Source organism: Pseudogracilibacillus sp. SO10305, from assembly GCF_037072005.1.
GTDB lineage: Bacteria > Bacillota > Bacilli > Bacillales > Amphibacillaceae > Pseudogracilibacillus > Pseudogracilibacillus intestinigallinarum.
On the sequence record NZ_JAXHDE010000003.1, the window covers coordinates 162,833 to 186,447 of the forward strand.

General features: G+C 36.1%; 19 protein-coding genes. 5 read left to right on the top strand and 14 right to left on the bottom strand.

The genetic code is table 11. The features are described from left to right. The first annotated feature begins 351 nt into the window (after positions 1-351). The 3 genes from SPD45_RS04745 to SPD45_RS04755 all read left to right on the top strand — a co-directional run bounded on the left by SPD45_RS04745 (position 352) and on the right by SPD45_RS04755 (position 3,563). A complete protein-coding gene (locus tag SPD45_RS04745) occupies positions 352-1,248 on the top strand; it encodes an SGNH/GDSL hydrolase family protein (protein ID WP_336266560.1) in 897 nt (298 codons plus the stop codon). Then, a complete protein-coding gene (locus SPD45_RS04750; RefSeq protein ID WP_336266561.1) occupies positions 1,241-1,870 on the top strand; it encodes a YpmS family protein in 630 nt (209 codons plus the stop codon). Before SPD45_RS04745 ends, SPD45_RS04750 begins: the two co-directional genes overlap by 8 nt. A 73-nt stretch (positions 1,871-1,943) precedes the next feature. Continuing rightward, on the top strand, positions 1,944-3,563 hold the full coding sequence (locus tag SPD45_RS04755) for an ABC-F family ATP-binding cassette domain-containing protein (RefSeq protein ID WP_336266562.1): 1,620 nt from the start codon (positions 1,944-1,946) through the stop codon (positions 3,561-3,563). A gap of 666 nt (positions 3,564-4,229) precedes the next feature. On the opposite strand, the gene SPD45_RS04760 is transcribed toward SPD45_RS04755, so the two are convergent. The 7 genes from SPD45_RS04760 to SPD45_RS04790 form a co-directional block, all read right to left on the bottom strand. Further along, complete coding sequence (locus SPD45_RS04760; protein ID WP_336266563.1) at positions 4,230-5,222, bottom strand: ABC transporter ATP-binding protein; 993 nt, start codon at positions 5,220-5,222, stop codon at positions 4,230-4,232. Beyond that, entirely contained in the window at positions 5,215-6,240 is a 1,026-nt protein-coding gene (locus SPD45_RS04765; RefSeq protein WP_336266565.1) for an ABC transporter ATP-binding protein, read from the bottom strand. The genes SPD45_RS04760 and SPD45_RS04765 overlap by 8 nt, the downstream gene beginning before the upstream one ends. A gap of 17 nt (positions 6,241-6,257) precedes the next feature. Then, complete coding sequence (locus tag SPD45_RS04770) at positions 6,258-7,181, bottom strand: ABC transporter permease (RefSeq protein ID WP_336266566.1); 924 nt, start codon at positions 7,179-7,181, stop codon at positions 6,258-6,260. Beyond that, positions 7,181-8,113, bottom strand: coding sequence for an ABC transporter permease (locus SPD45_RS04775; protein ID WP_336266567.1), 933 nt, complete (start codon positions 8,111-8,113; stop codon positions 7,181-7,183). The genes SPD45_RS04770 and SPD45_RS04775 overlap by 1 nt, the downstream gene beginning before the upstream one ends. A 156-nt stretch (positions 8,114-8,269) precedes the next feature. Beyond that, on the bottom strand, positions 8,270-9,934 hold the full coding sequence (locus tag SPD45_RS04780; RefSeq protein ID WP_336266568.1) for a peptide ABC transporter substrate-binding protein: 1,665 nt from the start codon (positions 9,932-9,934) through the stop codon (positions 8,270-8,272). A 132-nt stretch (positions 9,935-10,066) separates the two neighbouring features. After that, a complete protein-coding gene (locus SPD45_RS04785; RefSeq protein WP_336266569.1) occupies positions 10,067-11,590 on the bottom strand; it encodes an MFS transporter in 1,524 nt (507 codons plus the stop codon). Between the two features lie 117 nt (positions 11,591-11,707). Beyond that, complete coding sequence (locus SPD45_RS04790; protein WP_336266570.1) at positions 11,708-12,613, bottom strand: DUF1002 domain-containing protein; 906 nt, start codon at positions 12,611-12,613, stop codon at positions 11,708-11,710. 268 nt (positions 12,614-12,881) lie between these two features. Here SPD45_RS04790 and SPD45_RS04795 point away from each other — a divergent pair, with 268 nt between their 5' ends. Next, on the top strand, positions 12,882-13,127 hold the full coding sequence (locus tag SPD45_RS04795; protein WP_336266571.1) for a DUF1450 domain-containing protein: 246 nt from the start codon (positions 12,882-12,884) through the stop codon (positions 13,125-13,127). Between the two features lie 18 nt (positions 13,128-13,145). On the opposite strand, the gene SPD45_RS04800 is transcribed toward SPD45_RS04795, so the two are convergent. The 4 genes from SPD45_RS04800 to SPD45_RS04815 all read right to left on the bottom strand — a co-directional run bounded on the left by SPD45_RS04800 (position 13,146) and on the right by SPD45_RS04815 (position 16,798). Then, entirely contained in the window at positions 13,146-14,318 is a 1,173-nt protein-coding gene (locus SPD45_RS04800) for an iron-containing alcohol dehydrogenase (protein ID WP_336266572.1), read from the bottom strand. Between the two features lie 63 nt (positions 14,319-14,381). Continuing rightward, positions 14,382-14,759, bottom strand: coding sequence for a RidA family protein (locus SPD45_RS04805; RefSeq protein ID WP_336266573.1), 378 nt, complete (start codon positions 14,757-14,759; stop codon positions 14,382-14,384). Between the two features lie 83 nt (positions 14,760-14,842). Next, a complete protein-coding gene (locus tag SPD45_RS04810) occupies positions 14,843-15,448 on the bottom strand; it encodes a lysozyme family protein (RefSeq protein ID WP_336266574.1) in 606 nt (201 codons plus the stop codon). 15 nt (positions 15,449-15,463) lie between these two features. After that, positions 15,464-16,798: an MATE family efflux transporter gene (locus SPD45_RS04815; RefSeq protein ID WP_336266575.1), complete on the bottom strand. Its 1,335-nt coding sequence runs from the start codon at positions 16,796-16,798 to the stop codon at positions 15,464-15,466. A gap of 146 nt (positions 16,799-16,944) precedes the next feature. Between SPD45_RS04815 and SPD45_RS04820 the strand changes: the two genes are divergently transcribed. Next, the gene (locus SPD45_RS04820; protein WP_336266576.1) at positions 16,945-18,558 is read left to right on the top strand and encodes a long-chain fatty acid--CoA ligase; all 1,614 of its coding nucleotides are present in this window, start codon (positions 16,945-16,947) and stop codon (positions 18,556-18,558) included. A 108-nt stretch (positions 18,559-18,666) separates the two neighbouring features. Here SPD45_RS04820 and SPD45_RS04825 read toward each other — a convergent pair whose 3' ends face one another. From SPD45_RS04825 to SPD45_RS04835, 3 genes are all read right to left on the bottom strand, one after another. Next, positions 18,667-18,816 (bottom strand): hypothetical protein, encoded by a 150-nt coding sequence (locus SPD45_RS04825; protein WP_336266577.1) that lies wholly within the window; start codon positions 18,814-18,816, stop codon positions 18,667-18,669. 415 nt (positions 18,817-19,231) lie between these two features. Further along, positions 19,232-22,399, bottom strand: coding sequence for a DEAD/DEAH box helicase (locus SPD45_RS04830; protein ID WP_336266578.1), 3,168 nt, complete (start codon positions 22,397-22,399; stop codon positions 19,232-19,234). Positions 22,400-22,432: 33 nt separating this feature from the next. Next, complete coding sequence (locus SPD45_RS04835) at positions 22,433-23,608, bottom strand: MFS transporter (protein WP_336266579.1); 1,176 nt, start codon at positions 23,606-23,608, stop codon at positions 22,433-22,435. Positions 23,609-23,615: the final 7 nt, after the last annotated feature.

A 23,615-nucleotide genomic window follows, 5' to 3' on the forward strand; every position in this document is an offset into this window, starting at 1 on the left:
TGAATTTTTGGAAACCTTTCCGAGACTAGTCATGTCCGAAATCGACAAAAAAGGAGTTCCAGTAAAAATTAATGTAAAGTAGCCTCCTTGTGTCGTTTTTTCACTTTAGTTCCTGCCCCTTTTCTTCTCGAAAATTAGCATGACAAAAATTATATAGTTTATAAAACATGTTTGAAATGTGCAGGATAATAGGAACGAAACTTTTTACTACTTCATCTTATATTGCTCAAATTTCTATTTATTTACGTAACAACTTTATTTTCATACGTTTACATTTATTTAACGATTGGGTAAAGTACTTATATAATCAAGGAATGTCATCTATAATATAGATAATATTGAAATATAGGTGTGATTTTTATTAAACGAACATTTATTTTGTCCATCATTATTATAAGCATCATTGTGTTAGCATTTTTCTCTACGCCAAAAAAACAAAAACCTTTAAATAAAATCATTGAAGATGAAAGAATGAGTGAAACAGATAGCGACGGTGAGCCATTGGATGAAGAGTTAGAAACAGCGATGATGAAAGAAGACCCAGTACGTGACTTTATTTCAGATCAATTAAAACGAGCTGCGAACTTCTTTTTCACAAACGAAATTAATGTCGTTGCCATTGGTGATTCTCTAACAGAAGGTGTTGGCGATGAAACGGAGAATGGTGGTTATGTCGGTGTTTTAGATGAAACTATTAATGAAGAAAAACAACTCGTCCATTTTGATAATTTCGGTAAACGTGGTAACCGAAGTGGCCAATTAATTGAACGTCTAGGAGAAAGAGAAATAAAAAGAGCGATTGAAAAGTCACATATTGTCCTTATTACTATCGGAGCGAATGATATCATGCAAGTGTTTAAAGACAATTTTACCGATTTATCGTTAGATCAATTCACAAGTGAACAAATTAAATATGAACAACGACTCGAAACAATTTTTGATACGATAAAAAATTTAAATGAAGATACAGAAATTTACTTAATTGGTTTCTACAATCCGTTTAAACGATATTTTTCAGATATCGAAGAATTGGACTATATTGTAGAAAGCTGGAATACAATAGGAGCAGACGTAGCAAACCGCTATGAAAAGGGGTATTTTATCCCAATGGTCGATATTTTCGATGAAGCTGAAAATGAATTTTACTTATCTGGAGACAATTTCCATCCGAATCATACCGGATATGAAATGATGGCTGAACGTATTTTACAATTTGTCATCCATGAAGGAGAACGAAACAATGAATAAAAATGTATGGAAAAAGCGATTTTATATATTGGCGGGGGTTAATATTGGAGTACTCCTCCTCTTAACACTTTATTTTTATTCTCCTGTACCTAAAGTCGATATTGAAAAGGAACGGACTGCATATAAATTAGAGGATAGTTCGGAATTTATCGTACGATCGACAAAACATCATGTAAATAATTTGGTCAATGCGTATTTAGATAAATTATTAGCAAATACAGACCACCAATTTTATATTAATATTGATGAGGAAGTACAATTATTCGGAGAAATTCCTATTTTCTCTTCTACCGTTCCATTAGTCGTCAATTTTGAACCAGTTGTTCAAGAGAACGGTGATTTATCCTTAAAACAAAAATCAATCTCTGTCGGCGATTTAAAATTACCGAACAAAAAAATTATGCAATATATCGAGCAATATTTACCAACACCTGAATGGGTTGTGATTAATCCACGAGAGGAAGAAATTTATGTAAAAGTGACGGAAATGGATATCAAAAGTAACTTCCACGTCGCTGTACATGCATTCGACTTAGAAACGAACAATATTGCTTTTAAATTTGATGTCCCTTATAAGACATTAGGAATTGATAGCCTCGCTAAAAAAGGATTGAATAATTAGAGCTAATTATTGACGAATATACGATAATCACTTACGCTTACTTGAGACAATAAATTTAGGAAGGAACATGTACATGTTAAATGTCACCGACGTTAGTTTACGATTTGGAGATAAAAAATTATTTGAAGATGTCAATATACAATTTAATAATGGAAACTGTTATGGAGTAATCGGTGCAAATGGTGCCGGTAAATCAACATTTTTAAAAATTTTATCTGGGGAAATTGAGCCACAAAAAGGCCATGTTTCACTAGACGCAGATAGACGTATTGCAGTGTTAAAACAAGATCATTTCGCATATGAAGACGAACAAGTGTTAGAAACTGTTCTAATGGGCCATGAACGTTTATATGACGTAATGAAGGAAAAGGACGCGATCTATTTAAAAACGGATTTCACAGAAGAAGACGGCATCCGTGCTGCAGAACTAGAAGGGGAATTTGCAGAGTTAAATGGTTGGGAAGCAGAATCAGAAGCTGCTATTTTACTTTCTGGGTTAGGTATACCTGATTCATTACATGATAAACAAATGTCCGAACTAAAAAATGACCAAAAAGTTAAAGTGCTATTAGCACAGGCTTTATTTGGTACACCTGACGTATTACTATTAGACGAGCCGACAAACGGAATAGATATTCAAGCCATTCATTGGTTACAAGATTTCTTAGCAGACTTTGAAAATACAGTAATCGTCGTTTCACACGACCGTCATTTCTTAAACAATGTGTGTACACATATTGCAGATGTTGACTTCGGGAAAATTGAAATTTATGTTGGAAACTATGATTTCTGGTATGAGTCTAGTCAATTAGCTGCAAAAATGGCCAAAGAAGAAAACAAGAAAAAAGAAGAAAAAATTAAAGATTTACAAGCATTTATCGCGCGTTTTAGTGCGAACGCATCAAAATCTAAACAAGCAACTTCACGTCGTAAATTACTAGAAAACATTACATTAGATGATATTAAACCTTCTTCACGCCGTTATCCATATGTTGCCTTCACACCAGGTCGTGAAATTGGAAATGATTTGTTACGTGTTGATGGGTTATCCAAAACGATCAATGGACAAAAAGTGTTAGATAATGTGTCATTTACGATTAATAAAGATGAAAAAGTTGCTTTCGTTGGAAAAGATGACTTAGCAAACACTGTTTTATTTGAAATTTTAAATGGCGAAATGGAACCTGATAGTGGAGAATTCCATTGGGGTGTCACTACTTCTCGCTCCTACTTCCCGAAAGATAACAGTGCTTATTTCGAACATAACGAATTAACATTAGTAGATTGGCTACGTCAATATTCACCTGAAGATCAAACAGAAACATTTTTACGCGGATTTTTAGGTAGAATGCTCTTCTCTGGGGAGGAAGCTTTAAAACAAGCAAAAGTGCTTTCAGGAGGAGAAAAAGTACGTTGTATGTTATCTAAAATGATGCTTGCAGAATCAAATGTACTCATTTTTGATGAACCGACAAGTCACTTAGACTTAGAATCCATTACGGCTTTAAACAATGGCTTAATTAAGTTTAAAGGATCGATTTTATTCACTTCTAGTGACCACCAGTTTGTTCATAGTATTGCAAACCGCCTAATTGAAATTACACCAAACGGTATTATCGATAAATCGATGACATATGATGAATATGTCCGTGACGAAAAATTACAAAAAGAAATAGCGGAGATGTATGCATAAATATTTTAGGATTCTAGCTTATTTTGCTGGAATCCTTTTTTGTTGCATCTAATTTTTGTTTATTGCATCTGTTTTCGACCGCGTTGCATCTAATTTTCGTTTATTGCATCTGTTTTCGACCGCGTTGCATATAATTTTCGTTTATTGCATCTGTTTTCAATCGCGTTGCATCTAATTTTTGTTTATTGCATCTGTTTTCGACCGCGTTGCATCTAATTTTCGTTTATTGCATCTGTTTTCGACCGCGTTGCATCTAATTTTCGTTTATTGCATCTGTTTTCGACCGCGTTGCATATAATTTTCGTTTATTGCATCTGTTTTCAATCGCGTTGCATCTAATTTTTGTTTATTGCATCTGTTTTCGATCGCGTTGCATCTAATTTTTGTTTATTGCATCTGTTTTCAATCGCGTTGCATCCGTTTTTCGTTTATTGCATCTGTTTTCGATCACATTGCATCCAGTACACACAGCATCGCATCTAATATCTGATCCCTTTAAATAACGGTTTGCAACACCTGTTTTCATTTTAGACTATAGTAAACTCTCCCTTTCGATGGTGCAATATATGAAACCATTATGTACACTGTTCAGGAGTTTACTATTTCCTCTAATTATTCAAACGAACAAATGCAAAGAGCCACGAGATTATACTCCCGTGGCATCTATTACTCAAAACTATCTTTATAACGATCATCATATTTATGACACGCAACCCAGTGGTCTTTTTTGTACTCTTGATAAAATGGCTGCACATTTGCACACACTTCAGTAGCAAATGGACACCTTGTTCTAAATACACAACCACTCGGTGGATCAATCGGACTCGGTAAATCACCTTTTATTTCGATTCGTTCACGTGACCGTTCTAAATCCGGATTCGGAATCGGGACAGCACTTAATAAAGCTTGCGTGTAGGGATGAAGTGGGTTTTCATATAACTCCTCACTCGTTGCTACTTCAGCCATATTCCCTAAGTACATAACACCGACACGATCACTAATATGACGTACCATAGACAAATCATGTGCAATAAATAAATACGTTAACCCATGATCTTCTTGCAACTCTTTCATTAAGTTTACAACTTGCGCTTGAATCGACACATCTAATGCAGAAATCGGTTCATCCGCTACGATAAATTCCGGGTTTACTGCTAATGCACGGGCAATCCCAATTCGCTGACGTTGTCCTCCACTAAATTCGTGCGGATAACGGTTTCCGTGCTCTTTATTGAGCCCAACAATTTCGAGTAGCTCATGTACACGCTGTAAACGCTCTTGTTTTGACTTCACTAAGCCGTGAATATCTAACCCTTCAGAAATAATATCTACAACGGTCATACGCGGATTTAGGGATGCGTATGGGTCTTGGAAAATCATTTGCATATTTTGGTTAAATTTCTTTAAAGCATCTTTATTTTTCGGCCCATGTACATCTTCCCCTTTGAAAATGACTTCCCCTTCTGTCGCCTCATACAAGCGCATGATCGTACGGCCTGCTGTTGATTTCCCACAGCCAGATTCTCCTACTAATCCAAATGTTTCCCCTTTATAAATATCGAAATTTAATCCATCCACCGCTTTTAACACATTGTTACGGTCAATTCTGAAATGCTTTTTTAAATTTCGAATCTCTAGTAATTTTTCGCTACTATTCATCGTTTTCCCCTCCTACCATAATATGTGCTGGAGGTTCCACTTTCGGTGCTCGTTCATCTAGTAACCAACAAGCTGTTTGCTGTGTTTCAGATGATGTCTTAAACTCTGGCATATGTTGATCACATACTTTCATCGAATAAGGACAACGCGCCGCAAATGGACAACCTTTTGGAGGATCTTTTAAATCAGGTGGTGATCCCGGAATGGACTGTAACTTCTCTTTTGAGTTGTTCAGCTTCGGCATTGATCCTAACAATCCCCACGTATAAGGGTGTTTCGGTTGGTAGAAAATTTCATCAACCGTTCCCGTTTCTACAACTTTTCCACCATACATGACCGCAACTCGGTCAGCAGCATTTGCCACGACACCTAAATCATGTGTAATTAAAATAATTGCCGTATTCATTTCTTCTTGAATATCACGTAATAAATCCAAAATTTGCGCTTGGATCGTAACATCTAACGCTGTCGTCGGCTCATCCGCAATTAATACTTTCGGGTTACAAGAAAGGGCAATTGCGATCATTGCTCTTTGTCTCATTCCACCAGAGAACTCATGCGGATATTGGTTAATACGACGTTCAGGATTTGGAATTCCAACAAGTTTTAATAACTCAATCCCACGGTCATATGCTTCCTTCTTTGAAACACCTTGGTGTTTTATTAATCCTTCTGTAATTTGGCGACCAATTTTCATCGTTGGGTTTAAAGAAGTCATCGGGTCTTGGAAGATCATTCCAATATCTTTCCCACGGATTTTTTCCATTTGTTTTTCTGATTTATCGATTAAGTTTTCACCGTCGAGTAAAATTTCACCAGATTTAAACTCTCCTGGTGGCATGGCAAGTAAACGCATAATCGATTGAACGGTTACACTTTTACCTGAACCAGATTCTCCAACAATTGCTAATGTTTCCTTTTCAAACACGTCAAAATTCACTTTACGGACCGCTTGTACCTCTCCGCCATATGTATGGAACGAAACAGATAGGTCCTTCACTTCTAACACTTTTTTCATCTTCATTCCCCTCCAAACTAACGACGATCTTTCGGGTCAAGTGCATCTCGTAATCCATCACCAATTAAGTTAAACGCAAGCATCGTTAAACAAATAAAGAATGCTGGGAAAAATAATTGATATGGATAATATTGTAATGCAGCAATCGCATCAGAACTCATCGTACCCCAACTAGCTCTTGGTGCTGGTACACCTAATCCTAAGAAACTTAGAAACGCCTCTGTAAAAATAGCCGTCGGGATTGTTAATGTTAACGTAACTAAAATTGGACCTAATGTATTAGGTATTAAATGTTTCGATAATATTCGATAACTACTTGCTCCGAGTGATTTCGCCGCAAGTACATATTCTTCATTTTTCAATCGCATAACTTCCCCACGAACAATTCTGGCCATATTTATCCACCCAGTAATCGTCATGGCGATAATCATCGTCCATAATCCTGGTTTCATAACAACCATTAATAAAATTACTACTAAAAGGTATGGCACACCAGATAAAATATCTGCCACACGCATCATATATTCATCTACTTTACCACCTAAATATCCTGAAACCGAACCCCAAATAATACCGATTAATACGTCAATGAATGCCGCCATTAACCCAATAAATAAGGAGATTTTTGCTCCATACCATGTACGAGCAAAGATGTCACGGCCTAAGTTATCTGTTCCAAACCAATGTTCCGCAGATGGTGACTGGTTCGCCATCATTAGATCGTTGTCATAATAATTATGCCCTGATAAAGATTCACCCGCAAATGACATCACACCTAAAAAGATGATTACGAATACACCAAAAAGCGCTAATTTATTTTTTCGGAATCGACGCCAAGCATCTTTCCAATAAGAAGTACTTTCTCCGGCAATTTTCTCAGCATCTGATTGCATATATTCCATACGTTCAAAATCACTTTGATTTAATTGTGGATGTGACATTACTGATCCCCCTTTCCAGTAATTTTAATTCGAGGATCGATAAACCCATAAATAATATCGACAATTAAAATCGACACCAATAATAGCACACTAAAGAATACGGTCGTTCCCATAATAACTGTATAATCACGGTTCGTAATACTCGTTACGAATTCATTTCCAAGTCCTGGTATAGCAAAGATTTTCTCAATGATAAAACTTCCGGTTAACACTTGAACAACTAACGGTCCTAAATAAGAAACAACTGGTAATATTGCATTTCGAATACCGTGACGGTAAATTGTCACACGGCCACTTAAACCTTTTGCCTTAGCTGTTTTAATATAATCAGAACTTAATACATCTAACATACTCGAACGCATCAACCTTGCTATAAAGGCAAGTGGGGTCGTCGCAATGGCAACCGCCGGTAAAATTGTATGCCAAAACGTGTCCATTTTTGCGATCGGAAATGCACCCATTTTTATAGCGAAAACATATTGTAATAAAGCCGCTAAAATAAAACTCGGTACAGATATCCCTAGTACAGCAATAATCATCGCAACATAATCTCCAAATTTATTATGGTATAGTGCTGCGACAACACCTAAAAACACTCCTATAGAAAGTGCTATTAAAATCGCTTCGATTCCCAATACTAAAGAGTACGGAAAACTACGTGAAATAATATCGTTTACACTTTGACCAACATACTTAAAAGATGGTCCGAAATCCCATTTTGCCACCCTTACTAAATAATCTGTATATTGTACAAAAATCGGATCATTTAATCCATATAATTCGTTCATCTGTTCTTCAATTTTAGGAGGCAATTTTCGTTCTGATGCAAACGGACCACCTGGAGCGGCTTGCATTAAAAAGAAAGTGATCGTAACGATAAAAAACAAAGAAACGAAAATATATCCAATCCTCTTTAAAATATATTTAAACACGTGAACACACCTCCACACTAAACTCATTCATTATTTAAGAAGTTAATTATTCGTTCGAGGAACTACAATTCATTCTGGGGCAAGATATTGTAGATGTACAAAACATGAAAAAAGGGTGAAATGAATCACCCCTTTTTTCATGTGCAAACATGCATATTATTCTGCTTTGTAACCCCACTTAAGGTTGAATGCACCTACAGGTAGAGCCTCAATGCCTTTTACATTGTCTTTTGCAGCATATGTGTTTGTATAGAAGTAAACAGGAACGATTGGTAATTCTTCCATAAATAATTCTTCAGCTTCTTTTAAAATTTCTTGACGTTTGTCAGAATCAAGTTCTGCACGTGAATCTTTTAATAACGCTTTGAATTCATCGTTCTCCCAGTTCGTGTAGTTGTTTCCACCAACTGTTTCGAAGATCTCTAAGAAGTTAATCGCATCGTTAAAGTCTGCAATCCAACCCATACGTCCGATTTGATAGTTTCCTTCTCCTAATGAGTCTAAGTAAACGTTCCACTCTTCGTTATTTAATTCAACATTTAAATCTAAGTTCTTATTCCACATATCTTGAACAGCTTGTGCAATTGCCGCGTGTCCTTCATCTGTGTTATAAGAAAGTTTAATTGCTGGTAATTCATCTAAACCTAATTCTTCTAAACCTTTTTCTAAATATTTCTTCGCTTCATCAATATCATTATCTGCGAAGTATCCTTCTTCGTTCTCTTCAAACATGGAAGGTGGTACTAGTGCCATTGCTGGTTTTTCCTCTGTTTGTGTAACATTATCTACAATTCCTTGACGGTTAATAGATAAAGCTAATGCTTTACGAATGTTGGCATTTCCTAACACTTCGTCTTCATGGTTAACTGCATAGTAGTATAATCCAGCACGGTCCTCAATGTGTAACTCTCCCGCATCTTTCATCGATTGGATAGCTGCTAAAGGAATCGCATCAACAGGATCTCCAATCCAGTCTAATTCATCATTTTCATACATAGATAATGCCGTTGACTCATCGTCAATCATGTGCATTGTAATCGTTTCTAATTGTACCGTATCTGCATCCCAGTAATCTTCGTTCTTCTCGATAACGATACGATCTTTATGATCCCAAGAAACTAATTTAAATGGCCCGTTCGTAACGTAGTCGTCTCCAACATCTAGAGCCCATTTGTCATTTTCACTTGCAACATCTTTATTTAATGGATAATAAGTATGGAATGCTGTTAATTCTAAGAAATAATCTGTTGGTTGAGTCAACTCAACAACTAATGTTTTCTCATCTTCTACTGTAATCCCAACATCATCTAAAGATCCGCCGTTTTCCTTTGCATCTTCGGCACCTTTAATTGGGTATAATTGATATGCATAGTCCGTATCTGCGCTTTCAGGATCTAATACCCATTTCCACGCATATTCGAAATCCTCCGCCGTTACAGGATCACCATTTGACCATTCTGCATCTTCACGGATTTTAAATGTATATGTTAATCCGTCTTCAGATACATCGATGCTCTCAGCCATCGCTTCCTCTGGTTCACCTTCTAAGTTAATTCGAGTTAACCCCTCAAACACTTGGTCAAGTACCGCACTTGAAGTCGTATCAGATGAAGTACCTGGATGTAATGAAGGTGGCTCTGTTTTAATATTAATGTTTAATGTCTGATCGCCAGATGGTTCCGCGTTTTCAGCATTATTGTTTCCGCTTTCATTGTTGCCGTTATTTGATCCAGCATCATTATTTCCTCCGCCACATGCTGCTAGAAATAACGAGAATGCGAAAGCGATCGTTAAAAGTAAAGACCATTTCTTCCAGTTCATAGTATGAACCCTCCCCTTTTTTAAAAAATACAGATTTTATCTGATATTTCAATTATACATACTTTTTTTAACTTTTCCACAATTTGAGTTATAGTCGGAATATTCTGTAAACAGCTACATTCCGACTATGTTTTATTGCTTATGAAATTTCAAGAAAATAAATCCAATTATACTAACGACTGTCGCTAAAACCATCGTCGTAAGGAACATATATCCAAACCCTATTTCCATCGTATTAGCAACGAACTGAAGCAATGTTTCTTTTTCTTGTCCTGCTTGCATATGGCCAATTTTTTCCATAATTATTCCATAAAGGGCATCATCGTTTCCAGCTGGAATCGAAAACGTGCTCGCTGTCACGGATTGAATGTCTGTCCCTAACTGCTTTACACTGCTCGTAACAAAGCTTGCAAACACCATCGGAAAGATCGTCATTCCCATTTGTCTCATTAAAGATAATGTACCAAGTGACGAACCATACTCCTCTTCAGCAACCGTTACACTCATTAATACATTTAGTGGTGCACCTAATAAAAATCCTAATCCTATACCTGCAAACATACTTGCAATGACGAACATAAACATATTGTCTACAAATTGATAAAACAGTAAAAATCCAGTAAAACCGATGATTCCAGATAACATGATTGTTTTTTTAGGACCAATTTTGTCCGTTAAAAACCCACCAAGTCCTGAACCAATTCCAGATGCTATTGCCACAGGTGTTACCCAGAAAGCCGCGCTCTCCACAGGGACTTGTAACACTTGTTCCACATAACTCGGTATAAATACAATAGTTGCTAGAAACCCACCCGATAAAATCCCTAAGAAAAGTGTTCCTATAAATGGCACATGACGCAATGTACTCGTCGCAATAATCGGGTCTTCTCCGCGAGCTTCCACTCTATACTCGTGTCGTAAAAAAGCAACGCCGAGAATAAATGCTGCAACAAAATAAGGTAAAACAGCAACAGATAATATACTATGTACCCATGCTTGTGGATCCAAGTTTGTTAAGCCCAACATAATAAATAAAATGAATAAGGATAAATATGCCGCACCGATCACATCTAAACGACCTTCACTTGTACGTTTTTGCTCATCCATTTTCCAAAGGCCCATACAAAATAAAAAGATTGCAATCGGAACATTAATGAAAAACATCCATTCCCATTTTCCCGTTAAATGTAATATAAGTGCCCCTGCATTCGGTCCAACGACAGCTGATAACCCATGCATCGACCCTAACAAACCGAGAAACTTCCCTTGATGTTCTTTTGGGACGGTTGTTAAAACATATGTAGAACCAATAATAAATATACCACCGCCACCAATCGCTTGAATAAAACGGGCGATTAATAACATTGTAAACGTCGGACTAAGAGCTACGAGAAGTGAGCCTAATCCAAATAAAAATATTTCAATTAAAAATAATTTTTTACGTCCATAACGATCTGACAACTTCCCAATAATCGGTACCGAGATCGCTAGTCCTAATGTATATAATGTAATCGCCCATGCGCCCCATGTCGGCGATACTTCAAACGATTGATAAATCGTCGTTAAGGCAGCACTAATAATACCATTATCAAGGCCTGCCATAAATACCCCGATAGTAAATAAAATTATCGGCCATTTATATGATTGTTGTTGCACAAAACCACATCCTTCAATTTTTTCCTTACATACATAAAAACACGAATACACCCTATGTTATCGGATGAAAGAACGTACTATTTTCATCTAGATGTATTCGTGTTTCCACGTTTTTACTTATTTAAAAAATGATGCAATCCAGTCAATAATATCATTGAAGAATGCTTTTACTTTTTCCCAAAACCCTTCATCTAAATTTAAATCAAGATCGTCTAACTTGTCTTTAATTGTCGATGTAATATCTTCTAATTGGTCTTTTACTTTTCCAAAATCGATATCTAAATCACGCATTTTATCAAATAAATCGATAAGCAATTGACGATCGTCATCATTTAGAGTAATTTCTAAGCGATCTAATTGTTCTGATACGATACGTTCCACATCTTCACGTGTTGCTGGTTTTTCTTCTGAAATTACCTTTTTAATTTCAGTCATTAATGCCGTTACTTTTTCTTCGGAAAGTCCTTCTTTATCTGCTAAATCGGATGTAATCTCTAATTCATCATTAGCAACTTCCATTCTTCCTTGTTCAAGTTCTACACCACTAGCATCATATGCTTTATAAATACCAGATAGTGCAGATTCGCCTGTTACTTGAATTGGTGAACCTACTTCAACTACTGCATTTTCAATCCCAGCTGTTAACAATGCATTCCGGTACATATCGGCAGTTACTTTCGTTATATTGTTCGCTGTTAAAATTTGTACAGCAATTCCATGCCCTTCTTCTTTCGGTGTAATTTTTACTGAAGAATACATGTTTGAGTTTGGATCTCCATTAATATAATGTGCGATATCTTGTCCAGTTACATTATATTCTGTATCCCCATCTTCTACATTTAAAATATCTTTTACTTCTGCTTTTTGTGCCTCATTTAAATTCCCACCATAAACGACAATCGTTTCTCCTAATAAATCTTCTTCTGTTTTCGCAATTTCTGCTGCCTGTACAAAAGGCGAAAACTGTATCATTAATCCAAAAGCTACTATTCCTACGAGTAACAATTTACTAATTCGTTTCATCATCTAATCTCCTTTATTCCTTTAAGAATGGACATTTCCATATACATATTTTATGCTTTATACGGTAAAAATACAATGAACAATATTCGACACATATATAAAGCAGTAACTTTGCTTTAACCTATCTATTCCGTTTACAATATTACATAGATAAATAATCATATGCTTTTTTAGTATGTTAGGTATAAAATATACTAGCATACGTGCATGTACATTACATCTGTTTTTTAAAACATCATTTGAATAAATATATAGGAAGTGTGAAAGATTGGGAATAGTCGTTGTAGACGTTTGTAGTGTAAATCCAATTATGACATTAGATATTGAAACAATTATTGAATCAGAATATCCAGAAGTAGCTGTCATCGTAAATAGTTGCCTCTCTTTTTGTGGATTATGTGCAAATAGCCCATATGCTCAAGTAAACGGCAAACTCGTACACGGAAAAACAGCTGAACAATGTTTAAATAATATACGTACACAAATTGAAAAAGAACTAGAAATGTATGCATAATTTCTAGTTCTTTTTTATTTATAAACTTTTTTGTAAAATTTGTAGCACATCGTCTTTTTGAAGACGTCTAAAGTTCCCACAATTCGGAGCTGTCTCCATCGTTTTATGTGCAATTAAAGAAAATGTCTTATCATCGTGAATGTCATAATGCTCTAAAGATGAAGGAGCGCCCCATTCTTTCCATAAATTAGCTAATGATTCGATACCTTCTTGAGCAACTTGTTTATCTGACTTCCCACTAGGATCTACCCCAAAAACATTTACAGCAAATCGTTTAAACCTACTCACATTTTCATCGTCTAGTACATATTCCATCCATTTTGGAAATAAAATTGCCATACCCCCTCCATGTGGAATATCATGTACAGCTGAAAGTGCATGTTCGATATGGTGTGTACCCCAATCACCAATAAACCCCATATTCATTTGATCACTTAATGCGATGGAACTTGCATAAGCGATCGTTTCTCGATATGATTCATTGGACAAGTCTTGCAATAACTTCGTTCCTGTCGTGGCGACATTACGTAATGCCGCTTCCAAAAATTCGTCTTGTATATTCGTATTGTTTCCGTGATGAAAATAATGTTCTAATAAATGACTCATCGTATCCACAACACCGTTTATCGTATGTTTCTTCGGGACAGAAATCATTAATGTCGGGTCGACAATGGAAAATTTCGCTCGTGAAAACGAGGAAACAAATGCCCGTTTCTCTTTCGTTTCTTCATTTGAGATAACCGCACTCAAACTTAACTCAGCACCTGTACCTGCTAAAGTAACAATGGAACCATAAGGAATCCCATCAATCGCTCTCGTTTTTCTACAAATAATATTCCACACATCTGCTTCCGTCTTCGCTCCAACGACAATCGCCTTCGTGCAATCGATGACACTCCCACCACCAACTGCTAAGATAAAATCAATCTTCTCCCGTTTACAAATATCAATACCACGGCGAACCGTCGATAATTTAGGGTTGGATGCCACTCCCATTAATTCGACCCATTCCACATTCGCTTTCTTCAATTCATACGTAATTTTTTCATAAACTCCGTTTCGCTTAATACTTCCACCGCCATAAACGAGTAAAATCTTTCTGCCATACTTCCCTATTTCATTACTTAATTGATTAATTTGATCTTTTCCAAATAATAATTTCGTCGGGTTATAATACATAAATGGTTGCATCGTTTTTCACCTCTTTATTTGAATTTTCATTCTACTTTAGGGAAAAAAAAGGAGTAATATACATTACTCCTTCAAATACGCTACAGCATCAATTTCTACTAAAACATCTTTTGGCAAACGACTTACTTCTACTGTCGCTCTCGCCGGATATGGCTTGTTTAAATAACGACCATAAATTTCATTTACTGTACCAAAATTATTCATATCACTTAAATATATTGTAAATTTCGCAACTTGAGAGAAAGATGCTCCAGCCTCCAACAAAACTGTCCGTAAATTCTCCATTACTTGAATCGTTTGCTTCTCAATTCCGTCCACAACTTCTCCTGTTTCTGGATTTATACCGATGGCACCTGATGCATATAAGAAGTCACCTGCAACAATCGCTTGAGAATATGGTCCAATCGCTTCTGGTGCTTTATTTGTAAAAATTTCTTTCATCTCATTTCATCCTCTCTTTTTTACTATATTATTATCATAACAATTAATTCCCCGTATGAAAACCATTACATTGCTTCTTTTCGTTATTTTTGGAAATTTTTCTTTTGCTCTAATACGTCACGGACATAATAAATATCCCCATAACACGCATCGAATTTAGCCGCCTCTTTACGTAAACAAGAATAATGATTCGTATCATCTAGTTTTTCATACATTTCTTTTGAAAATTGAATCGCGATATCTAAATTATAATCCGTTTCATGTTCCTTTACATATGCAATAAACCCGAGGCCGAAATTATAGGACTGAACTGCTAACTCCAACTCACCATTCGCCCGTTCCAGCGCATGTGAAAAGTATTGGACCCCTTGTTCAATCGATTCGGTTCGGCTTTTGATACATCCAATTTCCCCACAATAACTTTCTGATGACTGCATCGGATCTTTTCCCCTTCCACCAGATTCTTGTAGCATCATTGCCAATAATACATCTACATATTCTTCTACACCATATTTTTTTGCATACTTTGTAACGGTTTTGCGTTCATTTTCTACATGATATATTTGTAAGTCTTCCACTAACTGCTTTTCATCTGAATGACGATCAACAAGTAAGGAAACTGTGACCAATATGCCACTTAACAATAATATAATTGATAAAACACTCCGCCCTGTTCTTTTTTGTTTCATCCTAAAAACCTCATCTTAAGATAATATTTCTTTTTTACGCCATTTTCCAAATTTATAATATAGAAAAGCTAATACACTACTGATCACAAAACTCGTTCCCATGCCAATGGCAATACCAACTTCATTATATTGTTGTGAGAAAAAATACGTTAACGGATACCTTAATATCCAAAAAGATATAATATTTAATATTAATACTTGATACATTGCTCCTGAAGCACGTACAACTCCATTTAAAACAAAATTAATGCCTAGAAATGGAAAACAAAATGCCATAATACGTAAATATGTTACCGCAAATTGTACCGCTTCTAATTCACGAATAAATAATTGTACGAAAAAAGGTGCAAACAATATAATAACAAGTCCAATCACACTCATACAAATAAAATTGTATAGCAAGCCATATGTTGCAATATTGTTGACTCGCTTCCAATTCTTCACACCCATATTTTGCCCAGCCATACTATTTACCGCCGTCCCAAGCGCTTGTGCCGGTATCATAATCATACTATCTAATCTTTGTGCAGCACCGAAGCCACCGACAACAGCGGAACCAAACGTCGTCACGACACTCATAATAGCAGCAGAACCAGCCGAAATAACAGACATTTGTAAGCCAGCAGGAATCCCTAATTTTAATATAAGCGACACTTCTTCTGCCGCTGGTATTTTGGGCATTTGAAAAGGGACTAACTTGCGTCGTATTACAAAAATAAACCCATATACAAAAGCAATCCCTTGAGATAGTATCGTTGCATATGCTGCCCCATCTACGCCTAAATTAAATCCTTCAATAAATAACGGATCAAAAACAATATTTAAGATGACAGCAATAAACACAAACCGTAATGGACTTTTACTATCTCCTACCGCACGTAAAATTGTACTTATAAAATTATAACCGAATAAAAAAAGTACCCCGATAAAATTAATTTGTAAATAGCGAGTTGCATACGGCATTAAGTTTTCTGGAGTACGTAATAGTTGTAACATTTGTTCGGCAAAAATAACCCCAATAATAGCCATGATGATGGATAGGAAAAGTAATGTAACGACGAATGCATTCACATATTTTTTTAATCCTTCTTCATCCCCACGTCCCTTTTGTTGGGACAAAATCGTTAAGGCAGCATTATTTAATCCAATGACAAATGATAATAGTGTAAAAACAATGACACCAGAAACAGCCACTGCCCCTAAAGCATCTGCACCAAGTAAATTACCAATCCATAAACTATCGACAACTTGATATGAAGTTTGTAATATATTCGCTAAAATAATCGGACCTGAAAAGAAAATTAATTGTTTAAAAATATTTCCTTTCGTAAAATCATACTGCCTTTGCAATGTATATCGACTCCTATCAACTTACTTTTTATTTTACCATACGATTTGTTTATTTGATTCAATGAATGTAAGTTTGAAAATTCTATATTTTCAATTAATTGTTTTTAGTATATAATAGTAGAAAATAGATTAGGGGGCTGATATTCATGATGGACCATTCATTAACCATTGGTGCTATGATGGAACGTGCTGAGAATTTTTTTCCGAAGAAGGAAGTTATCTCTCAAACACATGATAAAATTCATCGATTGACGTACAAAGAAATTGGAAAACGAACGCGAAGCTTAATGAGTGCATTAGATAAACTTGGCATTCAAAGAGGCGACCGTGTCGGTACGCTCGCGTGGAACACACACCGTCATTTAGAAATTTATTTTGCCGCACCAGGAATGGGAGCAGTGCTCCATACGATCAACATACGACTATCTCCCGAACATATTATTTATATCATCAATCATGCAGAAGACAAAATTATTTTTGTAGATGAAGATATTTTCCCTTTAATAAACCAACTCCATGAACACTTTACAACTGTAAAAAAATTCGTAGTGATGACAGACAAAGATACCTTACCTGAAACAACCTTAACAAATGTATATTCATATGAAGATTTAATTCGTGATGGGGATGAAACATACGAATTTTTAGAAGATATTGATGAACGTGACCCAGCTGGAATGTGCTACACTTCCGCAACGACCGGAAAACCGAAAGGGGTCATGTATACACACCGATCTATCGCATTACATAGCTATGCACTTGGGCTAGCAGATTCAGCGGCAGTATCGGAATCAGATGTTGCAATGCCTGTCGTACCACAATTCCACGTAAATGCTTGGGGAATGCCATTTGCATGTACTTGGTTTGGATCTACACAAGTAATGCCTGGACCTAGATTCACACCTGAACGATTGGCACGCTTTATTGATGAATATAAAGTAACGATTACAGCCGGCGTTCCAACAATCTGGCTCGGCTTATTAAAAGAAATCGACACAAATAACTATGACTTATCCAGTTTACGTGGTGTACTATGTGGTGGATCTGCTGCACCCATCGGCATGATTCGCGCTTTTGAACAGAAGCATCATATCCCATTCTTCCATGCTTATGGTGCAACAGAAACGACACCACTTGCTACATTTTCTCGACTAAAAAGTTATCAAGCAGACTTATCAATGGACGAAAAAATTCAAGAAAGAACACGTCAAGGTATATTAGCACCTGGTTTAGAAATGAAAGTTGTCGATGAAAATGGTGATATTCCTTGGGACAATGAAACGATGGGTGAATTGTTATTACGAGGTCCGTGGATTGCTAATGAATATTACAATGACGATCGAACAGAGAAATCATTCGTCAATGGTTGGTTTCATACCGGAGACGTTGTAACAGTAGACGAAGAAGGTACCATTAAAATTATCGACCGAACGAGTGACCTTATAAAAAGTGGCGGGGAATGGATTTCTTCTGTTGAACTTGAGAATGTACTAATGGCACATGAGGCTGTATTTGAGGCATGTGTTGTAGCTATACCAGACGAGAAATGGCAAGAGCGCCCTATTGCATGTGTGGTGTTACATGATGGCTATGATGGTAAGGTGACAAAGGAAGAGCTACTCGACTTTTTAAAGCCACAGTTTGCGAATTTTTGGATTCCTGATGATGTTATATTTGTCGAGGAAATACCTAAATCATCTGTCGGTAAGTTTTTAAAACGTGAATTACGTAAAATTGTTTTAACTTTCATGGAACAATAAATAAAAACCGAATGTTCGTTAAATGCTTCCTAATCAAAGCTAACGGACATTCGGTTCTGTTATGATACATATTGCTTTTTCCAACTTTTTCATTCATCCTATTCATTCTTATTGTTTGTTCCCAAAAATATAGTTCACTAAGTTATCCAATGTCGAAACATCACTCGTTATAAGGAACACTGGCATAATCATAATGACAAAGATCACAGCAACATATGATAGTACCCATTTCGAAAAACCACTCGCTACAGCTCTCATTTTTTTCTCCCCCTTCACTTTCTTGTGTTGATATTTTATAATATTCTGACTATTTATGCAAGTGTTTTTGTCTAATTTGTGAACTTTTTTAGGAAGAAAGTATGTACATATATATTTCAGGTTGCCATCACTCCCTTTTCCATTGCAAACAAAGGGCATTTCAGCCTATCCATCCAAACTCAACAAATATTTAAGCCAATGCAGAATGGCCGCGATAAAGCTTGAGCACGAGGCCAAAAAGACAAAAAACGTACAGAGAATTCTTCGGAAAAAAAGGCCTTAATAAACCTTCTGTAAGGCATGCTAATAACTTCACAATTTCCCGTGAAAAACTCTGTACATTTCTAACATAATTAATTTGTAATAGTGAATCGTTTTTTAACATTGTTTCAAGTTATGTCTGAAACATTCTCTGTTATATACTTAATAATTGTTTTATATCCTCTTCTGATAACGTAGAAAGCATCGACTCTCCTGGTTGGATCACTTGGTCAATCAACTCGCGTTTTTTCTGTTGCAATTCATAAATCTTTTCTTCAATTGTTCCTTCAGCAATTAAGCGAATGACTTGAACGACATTTTTTTGACCAAAACGATGGGCACGCCCTGCCGCCTGGTCTTCTACTGCCGGGTTCCACCACAAATCATACAATATGACCGTGTCTGCCCCTGTCAAATTCAATCCTGTTCCACCTGCACGTAACGAAATAAGAAATACACTATTTTCCCCTTCATTGAATGCCTCACTCATTTCTACACGTTTTTTCGCAGGTGTTTCACCATTGATATAAAAATAATTTATATGACGCTTCTCTAACTCTTTTCTTATAATGTCATGCATCGATGTAAATTGCGAAAAAATGAGCATCCGTTTATTATCCGCAATACTCTGCTCTATAATTTCTAGCAAACGCGTTAATTTTCCAGAGTTCCCTTCATAGTTTTCTAAAAACAATGCAGGATGACAGCAAAGTTGCCGTAGCCGAGTAATTCCAGCCAAAATTTTCATCCGATTCTTTTGGAAGCCTTCTCCAGCAATAGAGTCATGTGCATCACGTTGCACTTGTTGTAAATATCCAACATATAAATGTTTTTGTTCCTCGGTTAATTCGGAAATAGAGGTCGTTTCAATTTTATCTGGTAATTCCTTTAACACATCTTCTTTCACTCTTCGTAAAATAAACGGACGTGTTAAACTAGCAATTTTCTCATTCGATAGTTCACGAAAAGTCTTTAGCTTCGGCATAAGGCCCGGCAATACAACTTGGAAAATAGACCATAATTCGTCGATAGAGTTTTCAATTGGGGTGCCACTTAAGGCAAAACAATTACGCGCATTTATTTCACGTATCGCTTTTGCTGTTTTCGTTTCATAGTTTTTAATAAATTGTGCTTCATCTAATATTAATGTGTGAAAGAAACACCCTTTTAATAATTCAATATCTTGACGTGCAGTCCCATATGACATGACCCAAATATTTGCCTGTCCATGTAATTCCATCAATGTTGCCCTTTCATGCCTCGTTCCAGAAATAACCACCACATCTAAATGAGGTGCAAATTTCGTACACTCATGCTTCCAATTAAATACGACAGATGACGGTACAATAACTAAATGGGGGCTTTCGGATTGCTCAGACATTAAATAAGTAATCGTCTGAATCGTTTTTCCAAGACCCATATCATCCGCTAAAATACCACCTAAACGATATTCACTCAAAGACTTAAACCATTGATATCCAGCCTCTTGATAAGCACGCAACGTCGCATTCAATTGATCTGGGACCTCATAACTCGTCTGTTCTGGTGATCGCAATTGTTGTAATAATTTTCGAAACGATGGATCATAACTTTTCTTCAAATCGAGCAATTCATCTACTTGCATACTATGGTATGCCGGCAATTCAATCTTTCCATCATGTAGTTGCGTATCTTTAATATCCAACGTCGAAACAAGATTTTGAATCGATTCAAACTGTTCATTTTCCAACGACACAATGGTACCATTTCGCATACGGTAAAAACGTTTTTTCTCCATAACTGCTTGTAACATCGACGTTACTTCAGCTTCTTCGACTCCTGAAATGTCAAAACTTATTTCCAATAAATTTGTCGTTTCATCAATCCGAACAGCACTATTTGGAATCGGTTCAATTTCTGCCATCATCGCCTGAATATCTGCTGTTAAATATACTTCAACATATTCATCCAACTGTGGCAAAATCGTATATAAAAACTCATATACTTCTTCATCTTCATATAATTGGATGAACAATGTTTCTCCATTATATTTAAAGTTCGACTGTTCAATAAAATACATAATTTGTTCTTCTTTTTCCATATCACGAATAATAATCTTCTGGTGTTTTTTCTTCGTATGTTGAAAAGGATCTATTTTATGTGCACCATAATGGTATTCTAGCGCCCCTGTTATTTTCTCTCCATCCATCTCTAAATAAAACTTCGCGATCAGTGGAGCCTCCACAATATCACCCTGAATGGATTCATTCATTTCCACAGGAGTAATTTGTCTTATTTTCGGTAACGTTTCTGAAAAAAATGTGTCCTTTAACGACGATGGGATCGGCATTGCAAAGGAGCCTTTTTCTATACGGCCAAATTCATGCAGTAATTTTCGTTGCAATGGTCCTAAAAAGTAAAATGTTCCTCCTTGGTACAATGCATTGTACATCGTTAAATCATAAATCGGTGTCTCTTCATTTCCCTCTACATACAATGCTAAATTATCTTTATGATCTTTTATTGAAAATTGCAATGGTAACTTGTCTAACTCTATTTGTACAGACGTATATACTGCTTCGTTATTTGATTCTGTTAGGGACACTGTCCGTTTTTGTAATTTCTCAAGCAATAATTGTAAAATCGAAGGCGAAATGAGTAAATGACGACGGTCATAAGCATTTCCCGGGTCATAACGGCGATCCGTATATAAATCTCCTGTTTGAATAGACGATTGTAATAATTCAAAAATAGCGATATCTTGTTGTAAAAAATAATGATCTTCTGGACGAAAACTAAATTTTTTCGTAAAGAAATGCTCTTCCCCGTGCAACGAATGGTATAACAAATCACGAATTTGATGAACGACATACAAATGGTCTGTTCCCGTTTTTATTTGCAACCATATTTTTCCGGTATATTCCACATTTACTTCATACGCTACATTCATTGGCATTTTATCAATGACATATGATGTATCATGTAATTCGTATTGGGAAATGTTTTGAATAAAATGTTCTGCGGAAGAACGGTTCAGCGTTTTTACCGCTTCCTCTTCTCGATCACTTATTTCCAACAGAACAGCGACGATATGTTTACACGTATGATATACCGAAAAGCTCGGGCATTCACAATATGGCTTAATCGTCCCTTGATCAATTTTGTTCATATCCACTTCCACATAGTAAGAAGATGTTCCTTCTACTTCTGCAAACCAAGCATCACTATTTTTATTAAAACTTAACCCATGAACACGACCTAAATGATAATATTGTAAACCTCGCTCATAAATTTTAGGCGAAAACAATTGTTGAATATTCGAATGTGTTAATTTTTGTCCCATCCATATCTACCCTTTATCGTTAAATTCGATTCCTTAAGCTTTACGTGGATTACGTCTTCCTGAGAAAACTAAATACAAATAGTACATTAATGCAACAATCGCAGAAACTGCGGATACGATGTAAATATATTTATAACCGAATAAAAAGGCAATCTGACCGAACACTATCGCACCAATCCCTACACCTAAATCAAAGAAAGAGAAAAACGTTGCATTTGCCATCCCTTTTCGGTTCGCTTCGGCTTTATCAACTGCCCATGCTTGTAATGCAGGTTGAATCATTCCAAAACCAAATCCATATAAACTTCCTGCAACCATTAACGTTACTGTGTTCGGTAACCAGGCAAGCAATAACATCGCAGAAAACACGAGTAATACACCTGGCGGAATCACATATAAATCTCCTCTTTTATCATATATTTTCCCAGCAAAAATACGAGATAACATTAAAAATGCTGCATAAAAAATAAAATACATTTCAATGCCAGCCACACCCTTTTCCACGGCATGTAACGGAAGAAACGAAGCAATTCCACCGAATGTCAATGTAATAAAAAACAATATAATTGCTGGATTAATTGCCGACTTTTCTAATACATCAAAGCGGGCTACTTTAGTTCTATGAGGAGACTGTGCTACTTTTTTATATTTTATGTTCATCGATAACAATAATGCTATGACACCTAATGCAGCACTGCTTAAAAAGAGTGTTTTAAATGAAATAACACCTACTAATGAAAGGCCTAAAGCGGGGCCAAAAGCTAAAGCTAAATTACCAGAAAGACCATAATAGCCCATCCCTTCTCCACGTCTTTTTGGAGGTATTAAGTCTGTTGCAATCGTACCTGAGGCTGTCGTTGAAAATCCCCAACCGACTCCTTGTATGATACGCATGACGAATAACATTACCATACTTGTCATGAAGCCGAATGTCCCAACAGATATAATAAATAAAAGCAGACCAAATAAATAGACTCGGCCTCTTCCTTTCGTTTCTAATGCATGTCCTGCATACGGGCGAAACAAAAGTGCTGAAAATGTAAAAATACCAACGATTAATCCGACTAATTGATCTGAACCACCTAGTTCTTTTACGAAGATCGGTAATGTTGGTAACGTCATTTGAAACCCTAAAAAAATAAAAAAGTTCGCAAGCCAAATAAATGCGAAATCTTTCGTGAAAATCTTATCTTGATGATCATCTTGCATACATTAT

Bases quoted from the DNA above. Each gene is read 5' to 3' on its own strand.
- SPD45_RS04770 (WP_336266566.1), bottom strand. From the start codon at position 7,181: ATGTCACATCCACAATTAAATCAAAGTGATTTTGAACGTATGGAATAT.
- SPD45_RS04765 (WP_336266565.1), bottom strand. From the start codon at position 6,240: ATGAAAAAAGTGTTAGAAGTGAAGGACCTATCTGTTTCGTTCCATACA.
- SPD45_RS04800 (WP_336266572.1), bottom strand. From the start codon at position 14,318: ATGCAACCATTTATGTATTATAACCCGACGAAATTATTATTTGGAAAA.
- SPD45_RS04820 (WP_336266576.1), top strand. From the start codon at position 16,945: ATGATGGACCATTCATTAACCATTGGTGCTATGATGGAACGTGCTGAG.
- SPD45_RS04810 (WP_336266574.1), bottom strand. From the start codon at position 15,448: ATGAAACAAAAAAGAACAGGGCGGAGTGTTTTATCAATTATATTATTG.
- SPD45_RS04760 (WP_336266563.1), bottom strand. From the start codon at position 5,222: ATGAATAGTAGCGAAAAATTACTAGAGATTCGAAATTTAAAAAAGCAT.
- SPD45_RS04780 (WP_336266568.1), bottom strand. From the start codon at position 9,934: ATGAACTGGAAGAAATGGTCTTTACTTTTAACGATCGCTTTCGCATTC.
- SPD45_RS04835 (WP_336266579.1), bottom strand. From the start codon at position 23,608: ATGCAAGATGATCATCAAGATAAGATTTTCACGAAAGATTTCGCATTT.
- SPD45_RS04805 (WP_336266573.1), bottom strand. From the start codon at position 14,759: ATGAAAGAAATTTTTACAAATAAAGCACCAGAAGCGATTGGACCATAT.
- SPD45_RS04825 (WP_336266577.1), bottom strand. From the start codon at position 18,816: ATGAGAGCTGTAGCGAGTGGTTTTTCGAAATGGGTACTATCATATGTT.
- SPD45_RS04750 (WP_336266561.1), top strand. From the start codon at position 1,241: ATGAATAAAAATGTATGGAAAAAGCGATTTTATATATTGGCGGGGGTT.
- SPD45_RS04790 (WP_336266570.1), bottom strand. From the start codon at position 12,613: ATGAAACGAATTAGTAAATTGTTACTCGTAGGAATAGTAGCTTTTGGA.
- SPD45_RS04830 (WP_336266578.1), bottom strand. From the start codon at position 22,399: ATGGGACAAAAATTAACACATTCGAATATTCAACAATTGTTTTCGCCT.
- SPD45_RS04755 (WP_336266562.1), top strand. From the start codon at position 1,944: ATGTTAAATGTCACCGACGTTAGTTTACGATTTGGAGATAAAAAATTA.